Annotated in this window: 16 protein-coding genes; 3 read left to right on the top strand and 13 right to left on the bottom strand. The window is 41.9% G+C overall.

Going from position 1 to position 19525, the window contains the following annotated elements; translation table 11 throughout:
- Window positions 1-6 precede the first annotated feature (6 nt).
- The 13 genes from fixA (ACNARN_RS16370) to fixA (ACNARN_RS16310) form a co-directional block, all read right to left on the bottom strand.
- Complete coding sequence (gene fixA / locus ACNARN_RS16370) at window positions 7-783, bottom strand: putative electron transfer flavoprotein FixA (protein WP_198620536.1); 777 nt, start codon at window positions 781-783, stop codon at window positions 7-9.
- A 53-nt stretch (window positions 784-836) separates the two neighbouring features.
- On the bottom strand, window positions 837-1976 hold the full coding sequence (locus ACNARN_RS16365; protein ID WP_088494521.1) for an acyl-CoA dehydrogenase family protein: 1140 nt from the start codon (window positions 1974-1976) through the stop codon (window positions 837-839).
- Between the two features lie 95 nt (window positions 1977-2071).
- Window positions 2072-3391 carry a GntP family permease gene (locus ACNARN_RS16360; RefSeq protein WP_109373297.1) on the bottom strand — a complete coding sequence of 440 codons (1320 nt, stop codon included), beginning with the start codon at window positions 3389-3391 and terminating at the stop codon, window positions 2072-2074.
- A gap of 80 nt (window positions 3392-3471) precedes the next feature.
- A complete protein-coding gene (locus tag ACNARN_RS16355; protein WP_349442902.1) occupies window positions 3472-4605 on the bottom strand; it encodes a 2-hydroxyacyl-CoA dehydratase family protein in 1134 nt (377 codons plus the stop codon).
- The gene (locus ACNARN_RS16350) at window positions 4605-5846 is read right to left on the bottom strand and encodes a 2-hydroxyacyl-CoA dehydratase subunit D (protein ID WP_069369783.1); all 1242 of its coding nucleotides are present in this window, start codon (window positions 5844-5846) and stop codon (window positions 4605-4607) included. The genes ACNARN_RS16355 and ACNARN_RS16350 overlap by 1 nt, the downstream gene beginning before the upstream one ends.
- A complete protein-coding gene (locus ACNARN_RS16345; RefSeq protein ID WP_151436161.1) occupies window positions 5843-6670 on the bottom strand; it encodes an acyl-CoA dehydratase activase in 828 nt (275 codons plus the stop codon). Before ACNARN_RS16345 ends, ACNARN_RS16350 begins: the two co-directional genes overlap by 4 nt.
- A 36-nt stretch (window positions 6671-6706) precedes the next feature.
- A complete protein-coding gene (locus ACNARN_RS16340) occupies window positions 6707-7942 on the bottom strand; it encodes a CaiB/BaiF CoA transferase family protein (protein WP_098941845.1) in 1236 nt (411 codons plus the stop codon).
- A gap of 66 nt (window positions 7943-8008) precedes the next feature.
- Complete coding sequence (locus ACNARN_RS16335; RefSeq protein ID WP_416304704.1) at window positions 8009-9646, bottom strand: AMP-binding protein; 1638 nt, start codon at window positions 9644-9646, stop codon at window positions 8009-8011.
- A 496-nt stretch (window positions 9647-10142) separates the two neighbouring features.
- Complete coding sequence (locus ACNARN_RS16330) at window positions 10143-11474, bottom strand: MFS transporter (protein WP_416304703.1); 1332 nt, start codon at window positions 11472-11474, stop codon at window positions 10143-10145.
- An 87-nt stretch (window positions 11475-11561) separates the two neighbouring features.
- Window positions 11562-11849 carry a ferredoxin-like protein FixX gene (gene fixX, locus ACNARN_RS16325; RefSeq protein ID WP_023582978.1) on the bottom strand — a complete coding sequence of 96 codons (288 nt, stop codon included), beginning with the start codon at window positions 11847-11849 and terminating at the stop codon, window positions 11562-11564.
- Window positions 11846-13138, bottom strand: coding sequence for an FAD-dependent oxidoreductase FixC (fixC, locus tag ACNARN_RS16320; RefSeq protein ID WP_198620541.1), 1293 nt, complete (start codon window positions 13136-13138; stop codon window positions 11846-11848). The genes fixX and fixC overlap by 4 nt, the downstream gene beginning before the upstream one ends.
- Before the next feature lie 57 nt (window positions 13139-13195).
- The gene (locus ACNARN_RS16315) at window positions 13196-14134 is read right to left on the bottom strand and encodes an FAD-binding protein (protein WP_416304702.1); all 939 of its coding nucleotides are present in this window, start codon (window positions 14132-14134) and stop codon (window positions 13196-13198) included.
- An 11-nt stretch (window positions 14135-14145) separates the two neighbouring features.
- A complete protein-coding gene (fixA, locus tag ACNARN_RS16310) occupies window positions 14146-14919 on the bottom strand; it encodes a putative electron transfer flavoprotein FixA (RefSeq protein ID WP_368927906.1) in 774 nt (257 codons plus the stop codon).
- Window positions 14920-15519: 600 nt separating this feature from the next.
- Here fixA (ACNARN_RS16310) and caiT point away from each other — a divergent pair.
- The 3 genes from caiT to caiB all read left to right on the top strand — a co-directional run bounded on the left by caiT (window position 15520) and on the right by caiB (window position 19508).
- Window positions 15520-17034, top strand: a complete 1515-nt coding sequence (gene caiT, locus ACNARN_RS16305; RefSeq protein ID WP_196532892.1) for an L-carnitine/gamma-butyrobetaine antiporter — start codon at window positions 15520-15522, stop codon at window positions 17032-17034.
- Between the two features lie 41 nt (window positions 17035-17075).
- Entirely contained in the window at window positions 17076-18218 is a 1143-nt protein-coding gene (gene caiA, locus ACNARN_RS16300) for a crotonobetainyl-CoA dehydrogenase (RefSeq protein WP_099074590.1), read from the top strand.
- Window positions 18219-18287: 69 nt separating this feature from the next.
- On the top strand, window positions 18288-19508 hold the full coding sequence (gene caiB / locus ACNARN_RS16295; protein ID WP_198620544.1) for an L-carnitine CoA-transferase: 1221 nt from the start codon (window positions 18288-18290) through the stop codon (window positions 19506-19508).
- Window positions 19509-19525: the final 17 nt, after the last annotated feature.

Genomic DNA, 19525 nt, shown 5'->3' with positions numbered 1-19525 from the left:
ATCTCCTTATTGATTAACCGCTTGGCGTAAATGTTCAGCAAAAGTGGCAATATTTTCATCTGAATCACCTTCTAAAATAATACCAAGGCGATCAGATTGCTCTGGCGCACAAACTTGTGTTTGCACAACAGTCAGAGAAGAAATATCAACACCGATATCTCCTAACCCCAGCTTTTCAACTGGTTTTTTATTCGCCGCTAAAATGGCTTTCATTGAAGGGAGTTTTGGTGTGTTAATACTTGAAGTGACACACACAATGGCTGGTAATGTCAGTTCAAGTTCTTCAGTGATATTTTCTAAATCACGTTCAACAATGATTTTGTCGCCTTCAACCGTGATTTTGTTTACAGCGTTCACACAAGGTAAACCTAAATATTCACCAACGGCTAAACCCGTTTGTTGAGCGTATAAATCACCTGAACCTTCGCCGAAAATGAGCAAGTCAAAACCCACTTTTTTTGCTGCTTGCGCAATAATATTGGCAGTATCCGTTGAATAAAGCGCGCTACATGCATCATCAGCAACCAGCGTTAATGCATCTGGGCCACGCGATAAAATATCTTTTTTGATTTTCGCGTTTTCAACCATTGCACTTGTCCCCACACTTAATGCAGTTACAGTGCTATCACCAAGGGTAGAGGCTATTTCTACTGCGGTTTCAATTGCATTCAAGTCATACAAACTAATTTTTAAACCCGCATTATCGGTTGCGAGTGTACGATCAGGCCGTGTTGTGATGTCTTGTTCGTCATGAACAACCTTACAGCAGGCAATAAGTTTCATAATTCACATTCTCCGTTTTGCACAATGCAACAAATTAATAAGCTCAAATCTCATTACGCTAAAATATGCTTAGCGATGACCATACGTTGCACTTCACTTGTGCCTTCAAAAATCTCAGTAAGTTTTGCTTCACGCATCAAACGTTCAACAGGATAGGATTTGGTGTAACCCATACCGCCATGTAATTGAACGGCTTTTTGAGTTACATAAGTGGCAGCTTCTGCTGCATAAAGTTTGGCTTGAGCTGATTCACGAGTGTAAGGAAGACCTGCCATTTTGGCGGCAGCGGCGCGATAAACTAGCATACGTGCGCAATCAACACGCGTTGCCATATCCACTAATACCCATTGAATACCTTGATTAGCCGCAATAGGTTTACCAAATTGAATACGTTCTTTGGTGTAAGCAATAGTGGCATCTAAGGCACTTTGTGCAATCCCTAATGCCAATGCAGAACAACTTAAACGCCCGCCATCTAAGGTTTCCATCGCGATATTAAAGCCTTTGCCTTCTTCGCCTAACATAGCGCTGGCTGAAACAACACAATCACTGAAGCTCACAGAGCAGGTTTCAGAGCCGTTCATACCCATTTTGTCTTCAGGTAAACCAATGCTAATACCAGGGTTATCACGCTCAACTAAGAATGCGGTGATCCCTTTTACGCCTTTGCTTTTATCGGTCATAGCAAACACGATAAAGAAAGCACCTTGAGGCGCCGCAGTGATCCACAATTTAGAGCCATTAATCACATAGTTATCGCCTTGGCGAACCGCTGTTGTTTCCTGAGCCGCAGCATCACAACCCGCACTAGGCTCTGACAAACAGAAGCACCCTAATTTTTCGCCAGAAACCACACCTGGTAAAATGCGTGCTTTAGTTTCTTCATCAGCATATTTTTGAATAATTGGTCCTGTTAAAGAACATTGTGATCCCATGATCATGGCGTGAGAGGCACTCACTTTCGCCATCTCTTCTGTGGCTAATACATAGCTAATAGCATCTGCTTCTGTACCACCATAAGCTTCATCAATGTTGAAACCAAAGAGTCCCAATTCAGCCATCGGTGCAACACTCTCACTAGGAAAGCGATGTTCTTTATCAATAGCACCCGCAATTGGTTTAATGTCGTTTTCAACGAACTCTCTGACCATATCGCGGATCAGGACTTGTTCTTCTGTTAGCTGAAAATCCATGTTTATCTTCCTCTGAGAATATTGATGGTTATCTCTATGGCGAGCGATTTCACGTTTGTCGTCTTATCGCACGCATTAATGGGTTAACGTTATTTCTACATCGTCGCTATTGATGCAGGTAAAAAGGTGTACAGCAGCAACATAAACATCATGGCTAACAGTGGGATAGCGAGGGTTAATGTCCCCACTGGCCCATAGCCCTCTTTATGGCTGACACCACAGACGCTAAAGACAGTAATAATCAATCCGTTAAATGGCGGTGTTGTACTCATAGATGCCATTGTGGCAACACGGTGTAATGAACCTTGATCAACCACGGTTGCAGGGAACATCGCAGCAATCATTGGCATGGCGATACTTAACGCACCAGAGCCTGAACCACTGATAAACACTAGCGCACCGACTGAAATTGCAGTCACAACAAGTGGATTAAGACCCGATTGAGCAATCGCTTGGAATGATTCTTTGAAGGCAGGTAACGTCATGACTAACGCACCAAATCCAACAATAACCGCCGTGTTAAAGAGGGAGGTCACCCCTTCCATCGTCCCTGCGGCTAAATTAGGTATGAGTTTTTTCCAATCTAGATAGCGTAAGTACACAATCAAGGCAGCAATAATGGCGCAGAACAGTGCAATAGCGGGATCCCATTTCAGGATATTCAGCACGACAAGCAGAATAAGCATCGGCAGTAATGCAACGAGCACATTCGGTAATTGGCGATCTTTTTTACCCTCTTCTGCTTTCGCCGTTTTTTCATCTTCAACCCAACCTTCACCTTTCGCTTTTACGCGCTTAAAGAGCCAAGTGAGATAAATAATCACTAAGGTGACTTGGAACAATGCTGTCAACATACCTGGTACTAAACCCGCAGTTGCTGACGTGCCTAGAAATTTCATTGGGATAAGGTTTTGGATCTGAGGCGATCCCGGCATGATCATCACAAACGTACCCGCACCTGCAAAATAGACAGCCGGAATAAGTCTGCGAGGAAGATTCGCTTTACGGAATAAACTCACCATCATTGAATAGACGGTAAACAGTGCAACAAACACTGACACACCGCCGTAGGCTAAAATGGCACAAGCCGCCACTAATGATGGAATAACGGCTCTTTCACCAAATTTACCAATAATAAAAGAGGCAACACTATCAGCAGCGCCACTGATAGCGGTTAATTTGCCAAAAATCGCACCTAGTACGAAAATGAAGAAGAAGCTGCCAAAATAGCCACCTAATCCGCCGGTATACACTTGTAATAGTGCATCGACAGGATTAAGCATATCTGGTGATACAAGCCATGCAGTCACAGCAAGAAATAGGCTGGTGGTAAAGACAGAAATAAAAATATGTATGCCTTTCATACACATAATCATTAATATCGCTAGCCCGATGATTAAACAAATAATACCCATGATTGCCCCACTTATATGTGTTAGGGTTCAATTGACCTGCGTAAATCACGCAGGTCTTTTGTGACTATTAATTAACGTTGTTAAGCAGAAAGCACATCTGCAAAAGTTTGCAGTGCTGTTCTTGCCTGTTCATATGTTTTAGTTTGCTGATCGATTTCGATAATGATGGAAGGAATGCCTTCTCTATCGAGGAATTTCTTCACAATAGGGGCATCAAATTCTTCAGGATCACAGAACTTCGTCAGTAAATAGACGACACCATCGGCGCCTGTGTTTTTCACCATATCGGCAATTAAACGACCGCGTTTTTTCTCTGGATCATACAAAAGTGAACACCCTTCAAGATGGGCGATTTGCTCAGCCATCGCTTCATAAGGTGCTTTGTTTTCAGGAATATCTTGGCGAAACTGACGAGACTCATGCGCGACTTCATCCGCCACAATCGCCATTTTGTTGTCAGCCAAAATTTGTAGAATAGAAGGGCTATCCGCAATAATGCCTGTTACAACAATCTTGTGTCCTTTCCAAGGTTCTGGAGACAAGGTTTTGCATTGTGCAACAATGGTTTCAACGGCTTTTGTATGCTCAACGACATCCATAAAATAACCACTTTTGATCACAGTGTTACGACGTTGTGGTGTGACCAAGTTTGGATGAAGTGCCGCGATATCTGAAAACTCGCGTAATGCGCGACGGCGCTGATTAAACAGATGGATGGCATTTTTCAGTGCATCGTCTGTTACCGCTTGACCTGAAATCTCCCCTAATTGCAGTGCAATTTTCTTATATTGTTCAGTTAAGAATGCAATACCTGCTGGCGTTTTACGGTTCTGTGGATGAACCAATTGAATGAAAGGAACTTGTGGTACACCAGATTTCCAGTTTTGCCCTAAGCATTTTAAGGTGTCACAAAGAGAAGGAATTAAGGCAGCAGACAATTTATTTAATGCCCCATCTAATCCCATCTCAAGAGAAGAAAGCACTAGTGCACAATAGAAAGGAGGAAAATATTTCTTCGCTTCTGAGATCTCACGGCCTTCTGCACCCCAAATACCAAAAGGCACCATACCTGCGGCATAGACAATTTCATTCGGCGTATATTCAGGAAAACAGCCAACAACCTTTTTGCCACTACGAATAAACCCATCTAATTGAGCAACAGGGTTATCCACCACGGCTTGTAACTCATCAAACAACTCCGCTAATGTTTTCATTAGATGTCTCCCTTTTTCATTTCTGCTTTGTTAGCAGCCATAATTTCAGTCAATGCTTCAACACGGGTGACATACTGCGCTTCAGAGAAAACACGAGGATCAGCTTGGTCGCCATCAAAAGTCACTGTTGGGATCTTAAGTTCATGACGAATACGGCGCTCAATTTCAGGCATAATGCCACTCCAGAGCTTGCAACTACGATTAACGTGAATAATCGCACCATCAACTTTATTCTGACGGCTCACGTTAATACGCATATCAGCAGCACGTTCAACAGAGACACAGTTAGGAACGTAGGAGTAAGCACGCATCATTTCGTCACTATTTTGATAAATCACACCAAATGCGGTGGCGTAAACAGTGGCAGTTACGTTGATACCTTGCTCTTTTAACGGAGTAGATGTGGCACGCAAGTAAGGCCAGCAGGCAATACCTTCAAAGAGAACTCGGTATTTTTCTTCACCGCGGTAAGTCGATTTTTTCTCTTTGATATTTTGTTCCATCTCTTCACACAGTTGCTCAAAAGCCAGTGCGGCTTCTAATTTACCGCGAGCACAAACGGCAACAGCCATGTGATTAAAGAGATCAAAACCATTCATTGGCGAAGGTTCATATTGGCAATATTCCGCCGCTTTTAACCATGCACGTCCTGTACGCTGCGAAATTTCACAGACTTCTTTAAATTTCTCTTCTGAGAACACTTTGCCTGTGACTTTTTCGAGTTGTTTGATGGCATCATCAAATTGCGCTTGAACATATTTCACCGTTACATCATCGGTGTCATAGTCATTTTTATAAGGAATATCGATAAGGATCATCGGGATATTCAGCTCATAAGCGATATTTTCATACCATTTGATCATGCAGTTACAAATGTTGTTACAACACAGCAAGAAGTCAGGCTGTGGCATATCCATCTCTTCACACTGCTTAATATCCATGTAAGAAAGGCTAATGCGTGCATAAGCACAGATATCATTGGAATAACCCATGCTTTCTGCGTGCTCACACATTTTTAAACCCGCACCTTTTGCGGCAATCGCAGCGGCTTGGTTTTCAGGATAAACCACACATAAACCCAGTGTTTCAGCGATTTCTTGCGGGAAGTTTGAGGCGCACCACCCTATTTTTTCACCGCTGTTTTTGGCATCCCACGCACGCTGATAAGCATCAGCGGCAATTTTTTGCAGTCGTTTTTTCGCAGGAATATAATCCGGCGCATTCATATCTACATTGCTCATTTTGATGTTCCTATTGTTAACGCATCGTCTTCCAGTTGATGGCGGTACGCTTCAAAGGCATAAATGGCGGCACCTATCGCCCCGTTATATTGTGATAATGGTGAGGTGGCGATAGGCGCGTTCAGCTCTTCGCTAACATAACGAACAACTTCAAAATTACTGGCAACACCGCCTGTCATGACAACAGGGGCTTCAACACCGACTCGTTTTGCAAGACCTGCAATACGGCTAGCCACAGAGCGGTGAATACCATTAATGACGTCGGGTATTGTTTCGTTATTCGCGAGATGAGAAATAACTTCCGATTCAGAGAACACGGTACAGGTGGAACTAATCGTGACTTTCTTCGTGGACTTAGCGCCCTCTTGAGCGAGATCGGAAATCTTGGTTTCTAATACTCGCGACATCACATCTAAAAAGCGTCCTGTACCCGCAGCGCACTTGTCATTCATCACAAAGTTCAATAAACGGCCTGCACCATCCATATGAAGTGCTTTAACGTCTTGACCGCCGATATCAATCACTGTTTTCACACCCGGAAAAAGAAAGTGCGCACCTTTCGCATGGCAGCTAAGTTCACTCACTTCTTTGTTGGCTTCTTTCAATGAATTACGGCCATAGCCTGTTGCGCAGATCCAGCTGATCTGACTGAGATCGCCGCCAAATTGACGCAATACTTCATTGATCGCTTTTTCAGGCCCAGATGTACCAGCGCCAACAGATGCCAATGATTTCGCGACAATCGCGTCACCATTTTTCATGATGATGCATTTCGAGGCTGACGATCCGATATCAACGCCCATTGTGAAAATGTCTTGTTGCATGCCTTTGCTCTCCTGAAAATTAAAAAAGGAAGTGGATTATTCTTTCCACGTCATCACGTCTTTATTGGCTTCAAGGTTTGCTATCTCTTCAGCGCTATACCCTAATTCAGCTAATACAGACGGTGTGTCTTCACCTAACAAAGGGCCACGGCGATATTCAGGTAAACCACTTTCTAAGAAATCAATCGGTGGACGAACTAAGGCTTTTTCACTGCCATTTTTATATTTCATGTTGTAGAAGGTGTTGATTGCCCAAGCTTGTTTATCTTCCAACACTTCTTCCCAAGTTTGCGCAATGCTGAATGGGATATCGTTTTTGGTGAAAATATCTGCCCACTCTGACGCTGTTTTTTGCTCAACTTGCTGCCAAATCAGGTCATATAATTCTGGGGAACGATTATTTTTCGCCACTTCTTGTAGACGTGTATAACGGGCGTCTTCTGCTAAATCTGGGCGACCAATACAGGAAATAAAGGTTGGGTAATAAGCATCGTAAACAGGCATACAGACTTGAATAAAACGATCATCTTTCGTTTTATAAGCCAAAATAAATGGGCTGGTGGTATTGCGACGATCGATAGGATAAGGCTGACCATAATCTGGGTATTGTGCCGCTTGGATCATGATGGCTTGAGTGTAAATAGAAGTATGCAACAAGTTAGTTGAAACATACTCGCCTTGACCGATATTTTGAGCACGAATATAAGCAGCTAACACACCTGAAACCAAGCCTAATGCACACTGGTGATCGCCAAGGCCAGGGATCACGTTCATAGGTACTGTGCCTTTTTGGTACAGAGAGCCTAAAATACCGCCACGCGCAAAGAATGCTGTGTAGTCAAATCCTGGTAAGTCTTTATCTGGGCCTTCATCGCCATAACCCGTCACGCTGGCGTAAACTAATTTTGGAAAGCGCTGTTTTAACGTTTCATAATCTAAACCCGCACGCTCTCTTGCTCCAGGGCGCCAGTTAGTTAAGAAAATGTCTGCTTTTTCTAACAGTTCAAACAGGATTTTTTTCCCTGCTTCTGTTTTGGTATTTAACACAATCCCACGTTTATTGGCGTTTTCTAAATCAAAACTGGTGTTTTCATGTTGATCTAATGGGCGGCCTTCTGTTGGTGCTGTATAGCGTAAGTTATCACCACTTGGAGATTCGATTTTGATTACGTTCGCACCCATATCAGCTAAAATACGACCCGCTGCCGGTACCGCGATAAAGGTCGCCAACTCAACTACGGTGACGCCTTCCAGTGCTTTATGACTTGTCATTTCTTCTCCTAATTATTTTTAGACTTCATACTGCTGTTGTCAGAATGTGGATAAATCCGTTGTCACTTAACTCGCTACTTTGTTTTTTTCATCCTTGATTGAAACGCTATAACCCAGTTGCAATTTCAGCGCTTGCACATCAATTTTTCCGCAAGGGGTATGAGGAAATTCTGTAAAGAAATGGAGTTCTTTGGGGATTTTGTAGCGAGCCAGTCGCTCTTGTAGAAATTCACGTAATTCACTTTCACCAATGCTGTGGCCTTTTTGCACACAAATGGTGGCAATCACTTCTTCACCTAAATCAGCAGACGGAATGCCAAATGCTTTTGTCGCATCAACACCAGCATATTCAGCAATAGCTTCTTCTATTTCACAAAGGCTGATATTTTCACCACCGCGCACCACAATCTCTTTCATGCGATAGGCATAGTGATAATTTCCTTGTTCATCGATACAGCCGATATCACCCGTGTGTAACCAACCCTCTTCGTCTAACGCTTCTTTAGTTTTATCAGGGGCATTGTCATAGCCCATCATCACATGGAAACCACGCGTACAAATTTCACCTAAAATACCTACTGGCACAGATTTACCTGTTTTCGGATTGATAATTTTCATTTCAACAAAAGGTAAAGGCTTACCAATAGATCCACGTTTTATTGTTAAAGGATCGTTAGGTAATGTTTGGGTACAACAAGGTGAGGCTTCTGTTTGACCATAAGAGACGGTGATGCCTTTCATGCCGAGGATATTTTCGATGTCATCGATTAACGCAGGAGGAAAACTCGCTCCTGCAATAATGCCTTTATCAAGACTAGATAAATCATAGTGAGAAAATTGCTCATGCTTCATTAAGCGACTAAAAATTGTCGGAACGCCATGCATAATAGTGCAACGATAATCTTGAACGACTTTTAAAACATCTTCAGCACAGTAGTTATCTAACAGAACTAATTGGCATCCTGTTGTTAATGCAAAAAAGAGGCAGGAAGAGAGTCCAAAGCAGTGGAACAGAGGAACCGCAAGACAAATTACATCGTCATGAGTCACACCTAAGCGCTGTGCTGATAACATGGCGTTATTGATGACATTATATTGGCTTAACATGACACCTTTAGGCATTGCTGTACTGCCAGAGGTCATTTGAATAGTCAGCAAATCTTTTACACTAACTTGTTCAACTGCATGCTGATAAACAGCGTCGGATACGTGTATTGCTTTTTCTTTTAATTGAGATAAAGAGACACTTTTTTCTGCATGTTCATTTCCCATGCTAATAAATAATTGAGGTAATACATCGTTATTTTCTGATGCTTTTTTAGAAAGACAATTAATAACCTCAATAAAATGATTGCTTTTAAAACCATCAGAAAAACAGAGCGCTTTAATTCCAGTTAATCGACATAAATCTAATAACTCTCTTTTTTTAAAATGAAAGTTAATACAAACGACGGGCACACCAATTTGAGCGGCGGCAAGAAAACAAATTATCCATTCCACACTATTAGCAGACCAAATACCTAAACGATCCCCCTTTTTTAAACCAATAGATAAAAAACCACGGGCAACTTGATCCACTTCTTGTTGTAATTGTTGCCAAGTGAGTGTTTTTTTACTTTGATTCTCAATCAAGGCTATTTGTGAAGAATATTGCTTCACTACACTGTTTAGACATTCTTTAACTGTCGTTTCTAATAAGGTCATAAATACCTACTCAACCGCTTCTTTGCTGGTGTTTACGTCTGTAATGACCTTATTCTGGGTAGGGGAAATTATTCATTCTTGGTAAATAACGAACTGTTTTTCGTCATTTGAATAGCACGAGTGAGATTTGTGATTGGCGTCTAGATTTAGCGAGTTAAATATATTTACTAATTAAAGATTAATTAATTGGAATGAAATAGATTTGAAACTGATGCGTTATAAATGTGTTATTATTAAAAATAAAAAGGAGAGCAATTTTATTTAAATAAAGAAAATAAAATCACTCTCTTTTTAATAAAACTATACTCTACTTATTTTAATTTATAAATAAATCTTATCAATAAATAAAAGATGTAATTTAAATTAAAATAACAAACAATTATTAACTTTTATAACATATTAATAAAATATTTCCAGAAAGCTTAATAAATAATATCTTTTAGTTTTATCAGAAAAAATAATGAAATTCATTGGGTTTTAATTTTGGGCAAATCAGCTAAATATGTTTTTTACCCCGCTTCATCGGCATGGTTGAAGTCTGATTAAGCGTTAATCTTTTAGTTTCTGGTGCAAACAAGACTGAAATTATCATACCAAACAGTGAAATTGCGGCTCCCACCAGCATGGTGGTGTTAATGCCATAAGTGGCAATAAAGGCAGGAAGAGCACACGTTGAGATAACTGTACCAATACGGCTTATTGACATAATGATGCCCACTGCTGATGCCCGAATATCTGTCGGAAACAATTCGTTAGGATAGAGCCATTGTAAAATTCCGGGGCCACCAGAAAAGAACGCGTAAGTCGCAAAGGCTAAGATAACAAATAAGATAGGTAGATCAGGAAAAACGCCGAGCACTAATAATGCCAACGTCATCATGGCAAAACTACCAATTAATAACGGACGTCGCCCTGTTTGGTTTAACCAGAACATGGCAGGAATACAACCAAACATAAAGAATAGACTAATGACTACATTACCCAGCGCCGCACTCCTTCCCGCATCCCATCCTAATAAACCGACAATTTGAGGCCCAAAGGTATAAATGGCAAACATCGGGATCACTTGGCAAGTCCAAATCACTGCAACAAAGAGCACGAAAGAAAAGTGACGCTTATTAAATAACTCGATAAAACGTGTTGTTTTGGCATCTTCCGCTTCAAAAACCACAGGCTCACCAAAGAGCTTGATCATCATTTCATTGCACTCTTGAATACGCCCTTTACGTATTAACCAAAGGGGTGATTCAGGGAGATCAAAACGACCAATTAAAATAATAACGCAAGGAATAAAGGCACTACCAAGCATCCAACGCCAACCATCCTCAATATCATATAAAAGATAACCGACCAAATTGGCGCAAGTCGCCCCGATATACCACATAGCGGCAATAAATCCGACCGCAAAAGCGCGTTGTTTTTTATTGGAAAATTCGGTGATCATTGACGTTGCGATAGGATAGTCAGCACCAATCACAATCCCAATAAGGAATCGCATCACCAACAAACCCACTGGGGTTGAAACAAACATCGTCGCGATAGAAATAATGGCAATAGCCACAATATCCACAAGGAACATTTTACGGCGACCCACTTTGTCACAAATATAACCAAAGAGTGATGTGCCAATAAAAAGCCCTGCTAATGTCGCTGCACCAAGCAGACCAATCCATCGTGTATCAAGTTGTAATAACGGTGTGAGTTGCTCTAATGCCACACCGATAATCACTAATACATAGCCGTCAAGAAAAGGGCCGCCACTGCCCCATAACATCACTCGACGATGCACAGAGGTAAAACGAATATCATCAAAGTTTCTGGGTTGCATGACTGCGTCCTGGTATTTTTTCTAAATAAAACAAAGAAAGAAAAGCTCCCAGGCCGGAGACAGCACTGGGAGAAAAGTAGCGAGCCGTCATCCGTAACGATATTCCACGCCAAATGTACCGCGTGGATATTCCCATTTTTCAAGCGCACTATCTAAACCGAGAATTCGACAAGTTCCACATTCTAAACAACCAGCATAATCAAAACTGATAGTGCCATCTTCTTGTTTTTTATAAAGACCCGCAGGGCAGGCTTTAACTAAGGTTTCTAGCACCTGCATATCGGGTTGCTCTTTGACGACGATATGTGGATTTTCCTCATCGACATTAAATTTATTGATGCCTAATTTGACATCGACATTTACGGGAGAACTCATATTGCTTTTGCTCCTTTGATCCCATCTTTGATTAGGTTCATCCAGCCGACCTTTTTGGTATGACGCATTAGGGTTTTACGCATAGGTACTGGCGCTTCACCCGTAACAGTAAAGAGATCTTTGGCAATACCAACGACCATTTCAGGATAAGCGGTGAACATACGAGGGTTATCAAGTAAATCAGGCATACGCTGATAGGCTTTCATATCGCGTAAAGGACCATCTTCTAAATGCTTGAGATATTCATTTAGCGTTTGTTTGCTAAAATCATTTTTCTCCATTGCCGATAGCACGGTTTTTGCAGCAGCTTCGCCGGAGGCCATCGCTAAATCCATGCCACGAATAGTAAAGCCAAGGTTCATACACATCCCTGCTGCATCACCAGCAATCAATACGCCATCACGTACTAATTCGTGTTGCATTCTTAACCCAGCTTCAGGAACAACGTGCGCACCGTATTCCACCATTTTTCCGCCTTCAATCAGCGGTGCGACAACGGGATGCTGTTTAAAATCTTCTAGCATTTGTGGTACCGACTTTTTAGCATCTTTAATATGGTGAAGCCCACACACCAGACCTAAAGAAAGCGTGGTTTTATTGGTATATAAAAAACCGCCCCCCATTAATCCATCGGTAGGCGAACCCGCAAATAACCAAGCTGCACCTTCATTATCTTTTAGGTTGAAGCGGTCTTTAATCACACTTTCAGGGAGTTCGATAATCTCTTTTACGCCTACCGCGACATTTTCGGCCGCAACACGTTTGGTCATGCCTAGTTGTTCAGCCAAGATGGAATTCACACCATCAGCAAGGATCACTGCTTTGGCTTCTAACACATCACCATCGGCTTCAACGCCAACAATTTTGCCATCACGCTCGACTAACTTATCAACACGAATGCCTGTGATACATTGCGCACCCGCGTTTTCGGCTTGCTCCATTAGCCATTGGTCAAACTCACCCCGTAATACAGACCAAGAGGCCGTTTTTGGGTTATTCCCTTCAGCATTTTGGTAATCAATCGTCATTGCGCCTGTTTGCGTCATAAATGACAATTTTTCATGAGTGATCACGCGTTCAACAGGCGCTTCTTGCGCAAACTCAGGAATGATGCGCTCAAGGGTATGTGCATACATACGACCACCGGTTACATTTTTCCCGCCAGCGTAGTTACCTCTTTCTATTAGCAATACCTGTGCGCCTTCTCTTGCTAAAACAAGAGCCGCCACAGATCCTGCTAATCCTGCGCCAACAATAATGGCATCGAAAATATCTTCGGAATCGGACATAACATCTCCAGAATTTGCGATAAACAGCAGAGAAGTTCCCCTCCCTGCTTAAATAAATCAGTTAGATAATTGACGAGTTAATGCAGGTAGAACCTTCATTAAGTCACCGACAATACCGTAGTCAGCGAATTGGAAGATAGGTGCATTTTTGTCTTTATTAATAGCAACAATGGTTTGAGCGCCATTAGCGCCGACCATATGTTGAATTTGCCCTGAAATACCCGCAGCTAAATAGAGTTCAGGTTTCAGCATCAGATTGGAAATACCGACATAACGCTCGTGTTCCATCCACTTCTCATTTTCAGCAACAGGACGAGAACAGGCGATTTCAGCACCAATGGCTTTAGCGAGTTCTTCTGCAATAGCGATATTTTCTTTGCTGCCGATACCGCGACCCACGCTGACAACAAAACGCGCTTTGTCTAAATCAACGGCATTGATTGCGCGTGGTTGAACTGAATTGCGAACGATGGTTTGAGCTGGGGCAATCCATGCGACTTTTTGTGCATCACCTGTAGCGTCAGTTTCGGGTGCAACATCAAAAGCACCCACGCTTGCAGTTACAACACAGTAAGGGGTTTTCAGGGTTTCATCACCAAAGGCAAGACCACCGTAAACCATATGTTTTGTCACAAGAGAATCACCGTCTGCTTTTAAAGATTGTGCATCATTAGACACAACCGCCTCTAAACGATGACCTAAGCGAGCGGCTAATAATTTGCCACGGCGCGTGTTAGGCAGTAGCACTAAACCTGCATCGCCTTTCTGTTTGATGGTTTCAACCATGCTTTGTGCATAGTCTTCAATAATGCGATCGTCAGGTTTGCCTTCTAATTGGAAAACGGCTGTTGCACCTAATTTAAAGGCAGCAACGCTTTGCTCATCATTCAATGTAAATACATTGATAGATTGTCCTAATGAAGAAGCGCCCCCCATTAATTCTGGTAAACGGGAAAGTGCATCACTAAATACCCAAACAGTTGAAAACTGGCTCATAACTCCCCCTATTACTTAAGAATTTTACGTAAATGTTCTGCCAACTCAGCAATCTGCTCATCGCCATCACCTTCAATAATGATGCGTTGACGAACTTTCTGTTTCGGCGCAGCCACTTTTTGTTCTGAACGTGCAGTAATCGCACCCAGACCAAGATCGGCAACACTCCATTGCTGAACAGGTTTCTTGGCGGCGCCAAGAATGGCTTTCATCGAAGGAATTTGAGGAGTGTTAATATCGGTAGATACCGCAATAACAGCAGGTAATGGAATTGTCAGTGTTTCGATTTCATTTTCTAATTCACGCTCAACCGTAATTGAATCATTAGAAAGAGAAACAATTTTGTTAATACCATTTATTGCTGGAATATTTAGGATTTCACCCACCAGCAAGCTAACTTGTTGTGAACTTAGATCCGCAGATCCATCACCACAAAGAATTAAGTCATAACCTTTTTTAGTCGCAGCCGCAGCCAGTGCAACCGCCGTTTGATAAGGCAGAGAGGCTTCAAATTGGTCATCAACTACAACCACTAAATCGTCAGCACCACGAGAAAGAACGTCTTTGCGTGCTTTCGCATTTGTCAGTGATTTACCACCAACACTCATTGCCGTGATTTGAATGCCCTCAAGTTGAGTTTTAAGCTGATTAGCGGCTTCAATCGCATTTAAATCATATTGGCTGATTTTGGTGTTAGCACGAGAAAAATCCAGCGAACTGTCTGCGCTATTTACCGTAATATCCTGCTCATCGGGAACACTCTTGTAACATGTAATAATATTCATTACATCTCCTGAAATTAATAAATAATGTCATTTGCTCTGGCAATGTAATATAGAATTAACACAATTAAGTGTTTAAAAAATTAAACCTAGGTCACCAATATTGAACATTATTAAATAATGAATCGATAGGTTTCAATATTGCCAAATACATCACCAATATTGAAATTAATTTTAATTGAAGTGAATAACTTTCAATATTGCTACTTTGATCAACAATATTGAAGGTAATAAGCATAATGTTATTTAACGTTCAATATTGCCACCGAGATCAACAATATTGAAAGACAGAATATAACAACCCTATTACATACCAGCTGATAGCGATAACTATCAATAAGTTACAATGAAAATAAAACGTTATAAAACGTAACATAAAATCGACAAAAAGAATAGTGTGAAGTGAATAACAGAATAGATTTCTTATAATATCCATCATTCTTTATCATTAATGGATTTATGGATTAGCCAATCACTTTATTTTTCTATTATGATGAAAACTCAATAGACGAAATAGATAGAATTAAACTCAAATGCTTTATTAGATATTAGGAATTAACACTACTTAAACTTCTGCGCTAAATATATTTGGAAAATTTACCTATGAGCAAAGATAATAAAAAGGCTGGAATAGAACCGAAGGTTTTTTTTCCGCCATTAATCATTGTTGGTATTTTATGTTGGTTAACGGTACGTGATCTTGACGCTTCAAATGAAGTGATTAACGCCGTATTCAGCTATGTTACCAATGTCTGGGGTTGGGCCTTCGAATGGTATATGGTCATTATGTTCGGGGGTTGGTTTTGGTTAGTCTTTGGACGTTATGCCAATAAACGTCTTGGGGACGATAAGCCAGAATTTAGTACCGCAAGCTGGATCTTTATGATGTTTGCGTCTTGTACATCCGCAGCCGTCCTCTTCTGGGGTTCGATTGAAATATACTACTACATTTCAAGCCCTCCTTTTGGAATGGAAGCTTACTCAACTCAAGCAAAAGAAATTGGTCTAGCTTATAGTTTGTTCCACTGGGGTCCTTTACCTTGGGCAACTTATAGCTTCTTATCTGTCGCTTTCGCTTACTTCTTCTTTGTTCGCAAAATGGAGGTTATCCGCCCAAGTAGTACCTTAACGCCATTAATCGGTGAAAAACACGTTAATGGTATTGTGGGTACTATCATTGATAACTTCTATCTCGTTGCGTTAATTCTGGCAATGGGTACTAGCCTTGGTTTAGCAACACCGTTAGTTACTGAATGTATTCAATACTTATTTGGTATTCCTCATACCTTGCAATTAGACGCCATTATTATCTCTTGCTGGATCTTATTAAATGCAATTTGCGTGGCATTCGGTCTGCAAAAAGGGGTGAAAATCGCTAGTGATATTCGTACTTACCTGAGCTTCTTAATGTTGGGTTGGGTGTTTATCGTCGGTGGTGCGAGCTTTATCGTCAATTACTTCACCGATTCTGTCGGTACATTGATGATGTATATGCCTCGGATGCTGTTCTATACAGACCCTATCGGCAAAGGCGGATTCCCTCAAGGCTGGACCGTTTTCTATTGGGCTTGGTGGGTTATCTACGCCATTCAAATGAGTATCTTCTTAGCCCGTATTTCTAAAGGTCGTACTGTTCGTGAATTGTGTTTAGGGATGGTTTCCGGTTTAACCGCAGGGACTTGGTTAATTTGGACAATCCTTGGTGGTAACACCTTACAACTGATTGACCAAAACATTCTCAACATTCCACAACTGATTGAACAATACGGTGTTCCACGCGCCATTATCGAAACATGGGCAGCATTACCACTAAGCACAGCGACAATGTGGGGCTTCTTTATCCTCTGCTTTATTGCCACTGTCACCTTAATTAACGCCTGTTCTTACACACTGGCAATGTCCACTTGCCGCTCAATGAAAGAAGGCTCTGAGCCACCTTTATTAGTACGCATCGGCTGGTCTGTGCTGGTTGGTGTTATCGGCATCATTCTATTAGCACTTGGTGGTTTAAAACCAATTCAAACCGCCATTATTGCTGGAGGATGCCCACTATTTTTCGTCAATATCATGGTCACCTTGTCCTTTATTAAAGATGCCAAAGTACATTGGAAAGACTGATCCGCTATACGCAAAGAATGACACATTAAGAGGTTATTAACATGGATTTTAGATTGAATGATGAGCAGGAACTGTTTGTTGACGGTGTCCGCGAATTAATGGCCAGTGAAAACTGGGAAGCTTATTTCGCCGAGTGTGATCGCGAAAGTAAATACCCAGAGCGTTTTGTCAAAGCCTTAGCGGATATGGAAATCGACAATCTGCTTATCCCTGAAGAGCACGGTGGATTAAATGCGGGTTTTGTCACTGTTGCGGCTATTTGGATGGAGTTAGGTCGTTTAGGTGCGCCAACTTACGTGCTTTATCAATTACCAGGTGGTTTTAACACTGTATTGCGTGAAGGCACACAAGAGCAAATCGATAAAATTATGGCGTTCCGCGGTACAGGTAAACAGATGTGGAACTCTGCAATTACAGAGCCGGGCGCAGGTTCAGATGTCGGTAGCTTACAAACGACTTATACCCGTAAAGATGGCAAAGTTTACCTTAATGGTAGCAAATGCTTTATCACCAGTAGTGCATACACCCCTTATGTTGTCGTGATGAGCCGTGACGCAGCATCACCTGATAAACCTATCTTCACCGAATGGTTTGTGGATATGAGTAAGCCGGGTATCAAAGTAAACAAGTTGGAAAAACTGGGTTTACGTATGGATAGCTGCTGTGAAATCACGTTTGATAACGTTGAGCTTGAAGAAAAAGATATGTTTGGCCGCGAAGGTAACGGCTTTAACCGTGTTAAAGAAGAGTTCGATCACGAGCGTTTCTTAGTGGCACTCACTAACTACGGTACAGCAATGTGTGCATTTGAAGATGCCGCTCGTTATGCCAACCAACGTGTGCAATTTGGTGAAGCTATCGGTCGTTTCCAACTTATTCAAGAAAAATTCGCTCATATGGCGATCAAACTCAATTCAATGCGCAACATGTTATATGAAACTGCATGGAAGAGTGACAACAACTTAATCACTTCTGGTGATGCTGCAATGTGTAAATACTTCTGCGCAAATGCGGCATTTGAAGTGGTTGATAGCGCAATGCAAGTGCTTGGTGGTGTTGGTATTGCTGGCGAGCACCGTATTTCTCGTTTCTGGCGTGACCTTCGTGTTGATCGTGTGTCTGGGGGTTCTGATGAAATGCAGATCCTGACATTAGGACGTTCAGTACTTAAACAGTATCGCTAATTAATCACGAATAACTCTCTCATCACTCGGTGAGAGAGTTTTCACTCAGACCACTTACGAGGTGACGCTATGACAGAACATTTACCAATGCCACAATTCGGCCCACTTTCAGGGGTTCGTGTTGTGTTTTCAGGAATTGAAATTGCAGGGCCATTCGCAGGACAAATGTTCGCAGAATGGGGAGCTGAAGTGATTTGGATTGAAAACGTTGCATGGGCTGATACCATTCGCGTTCAACCTCACTACCCTCAACTTTCTCGCCGTAATTTACATGCACTATCGTTAAATATCTTTAAAGACGAAGGTCGTGATGCATTCCTAAAATTAATGGAAACCACCGACATCTTTATTGAAGCCAGTAAAGGCCCTGCCTTTGCACGTCGTGGTATTACCGATGAAGTTTTATGGGAGCATAATCCTAAATTAGTTATCGCGCATTTATCGGGCTTTGGCCAATATGGCGATCCGCAATACACCAACTTACCCGCTTATAACACTATTGCTCAGGCATTCAGTGGCTACTTGATCCAAAACGGTGACAAAGATCAGCCAATGCCTGCTTTCCCTTATACCGCAGATTATTTCTCAGGAATGACCGCAACCACTTCCGCTTTAGCGGCACTGTATAAAGTTCAACAAACAGGCAAAGGCGAAAGTATTGATATCGCCATGTATGAAGTCATGTTGCGTATGGGGCAATACTTCATGATGGATTATTTCAATGGTGGCGAAATCTGTCCTCGTATGACCAAAGGGAAAGATCCGTACTACGCAGGCTGTGGGCTTTACCGTTGCCAAGATGGTTTTATCGTGATGGAAGTGGTGGGTATTACTCAAATTGAAGAGATCTTCAAAGATATCGGCCTTGCTCATCTACTGGGTACACCAGAAGTTCCAGAAGGCACTCAACTTATTCACCGTATTAATTGCCCTCATGGTCAATTATTCGAAGATAAGTTAGATGAATGGTTGGCAAAACAACCGATTACTGACGTGCTGCAACGCCTGTCTGAACTCAATATTGCCAGCGCTAAAGTGCTGACTATTCCTGAGCTTGAAGACAACCCGCAATATGTCGCACGTGAGTCTATTACCCAATGGCAAACCATGAATGGCGAAACCTGCAAAGGGCCAAATGTGATGCCGAAATTCAAAAATAATCCGGGAAAAATCTGGCGTGGTATGCCATCTCACGGCATGGACACTGACGCTATCTTGAAAAACATCGGTTATAGCGACGAACAAATCAGGGGGCTGGTCGATAAAGGGCTGGCTAAAATCGTAAAGTAACACCGTAAATTCAGACA

The sequence above is a fragment of the Proteus sp. TSJ240517 genome, assembly GCF_047921575.1.
Lineage (GTDB): Bacteria > Pseudomonadota > Gammaproteobacteria > Enterobacterales > Enterobacteriaceae > Proteus.
Note: the sequence above shows the minus strand (reverse complement) of the source record. Positions and strands in the feature narration are given on the sequence as shown.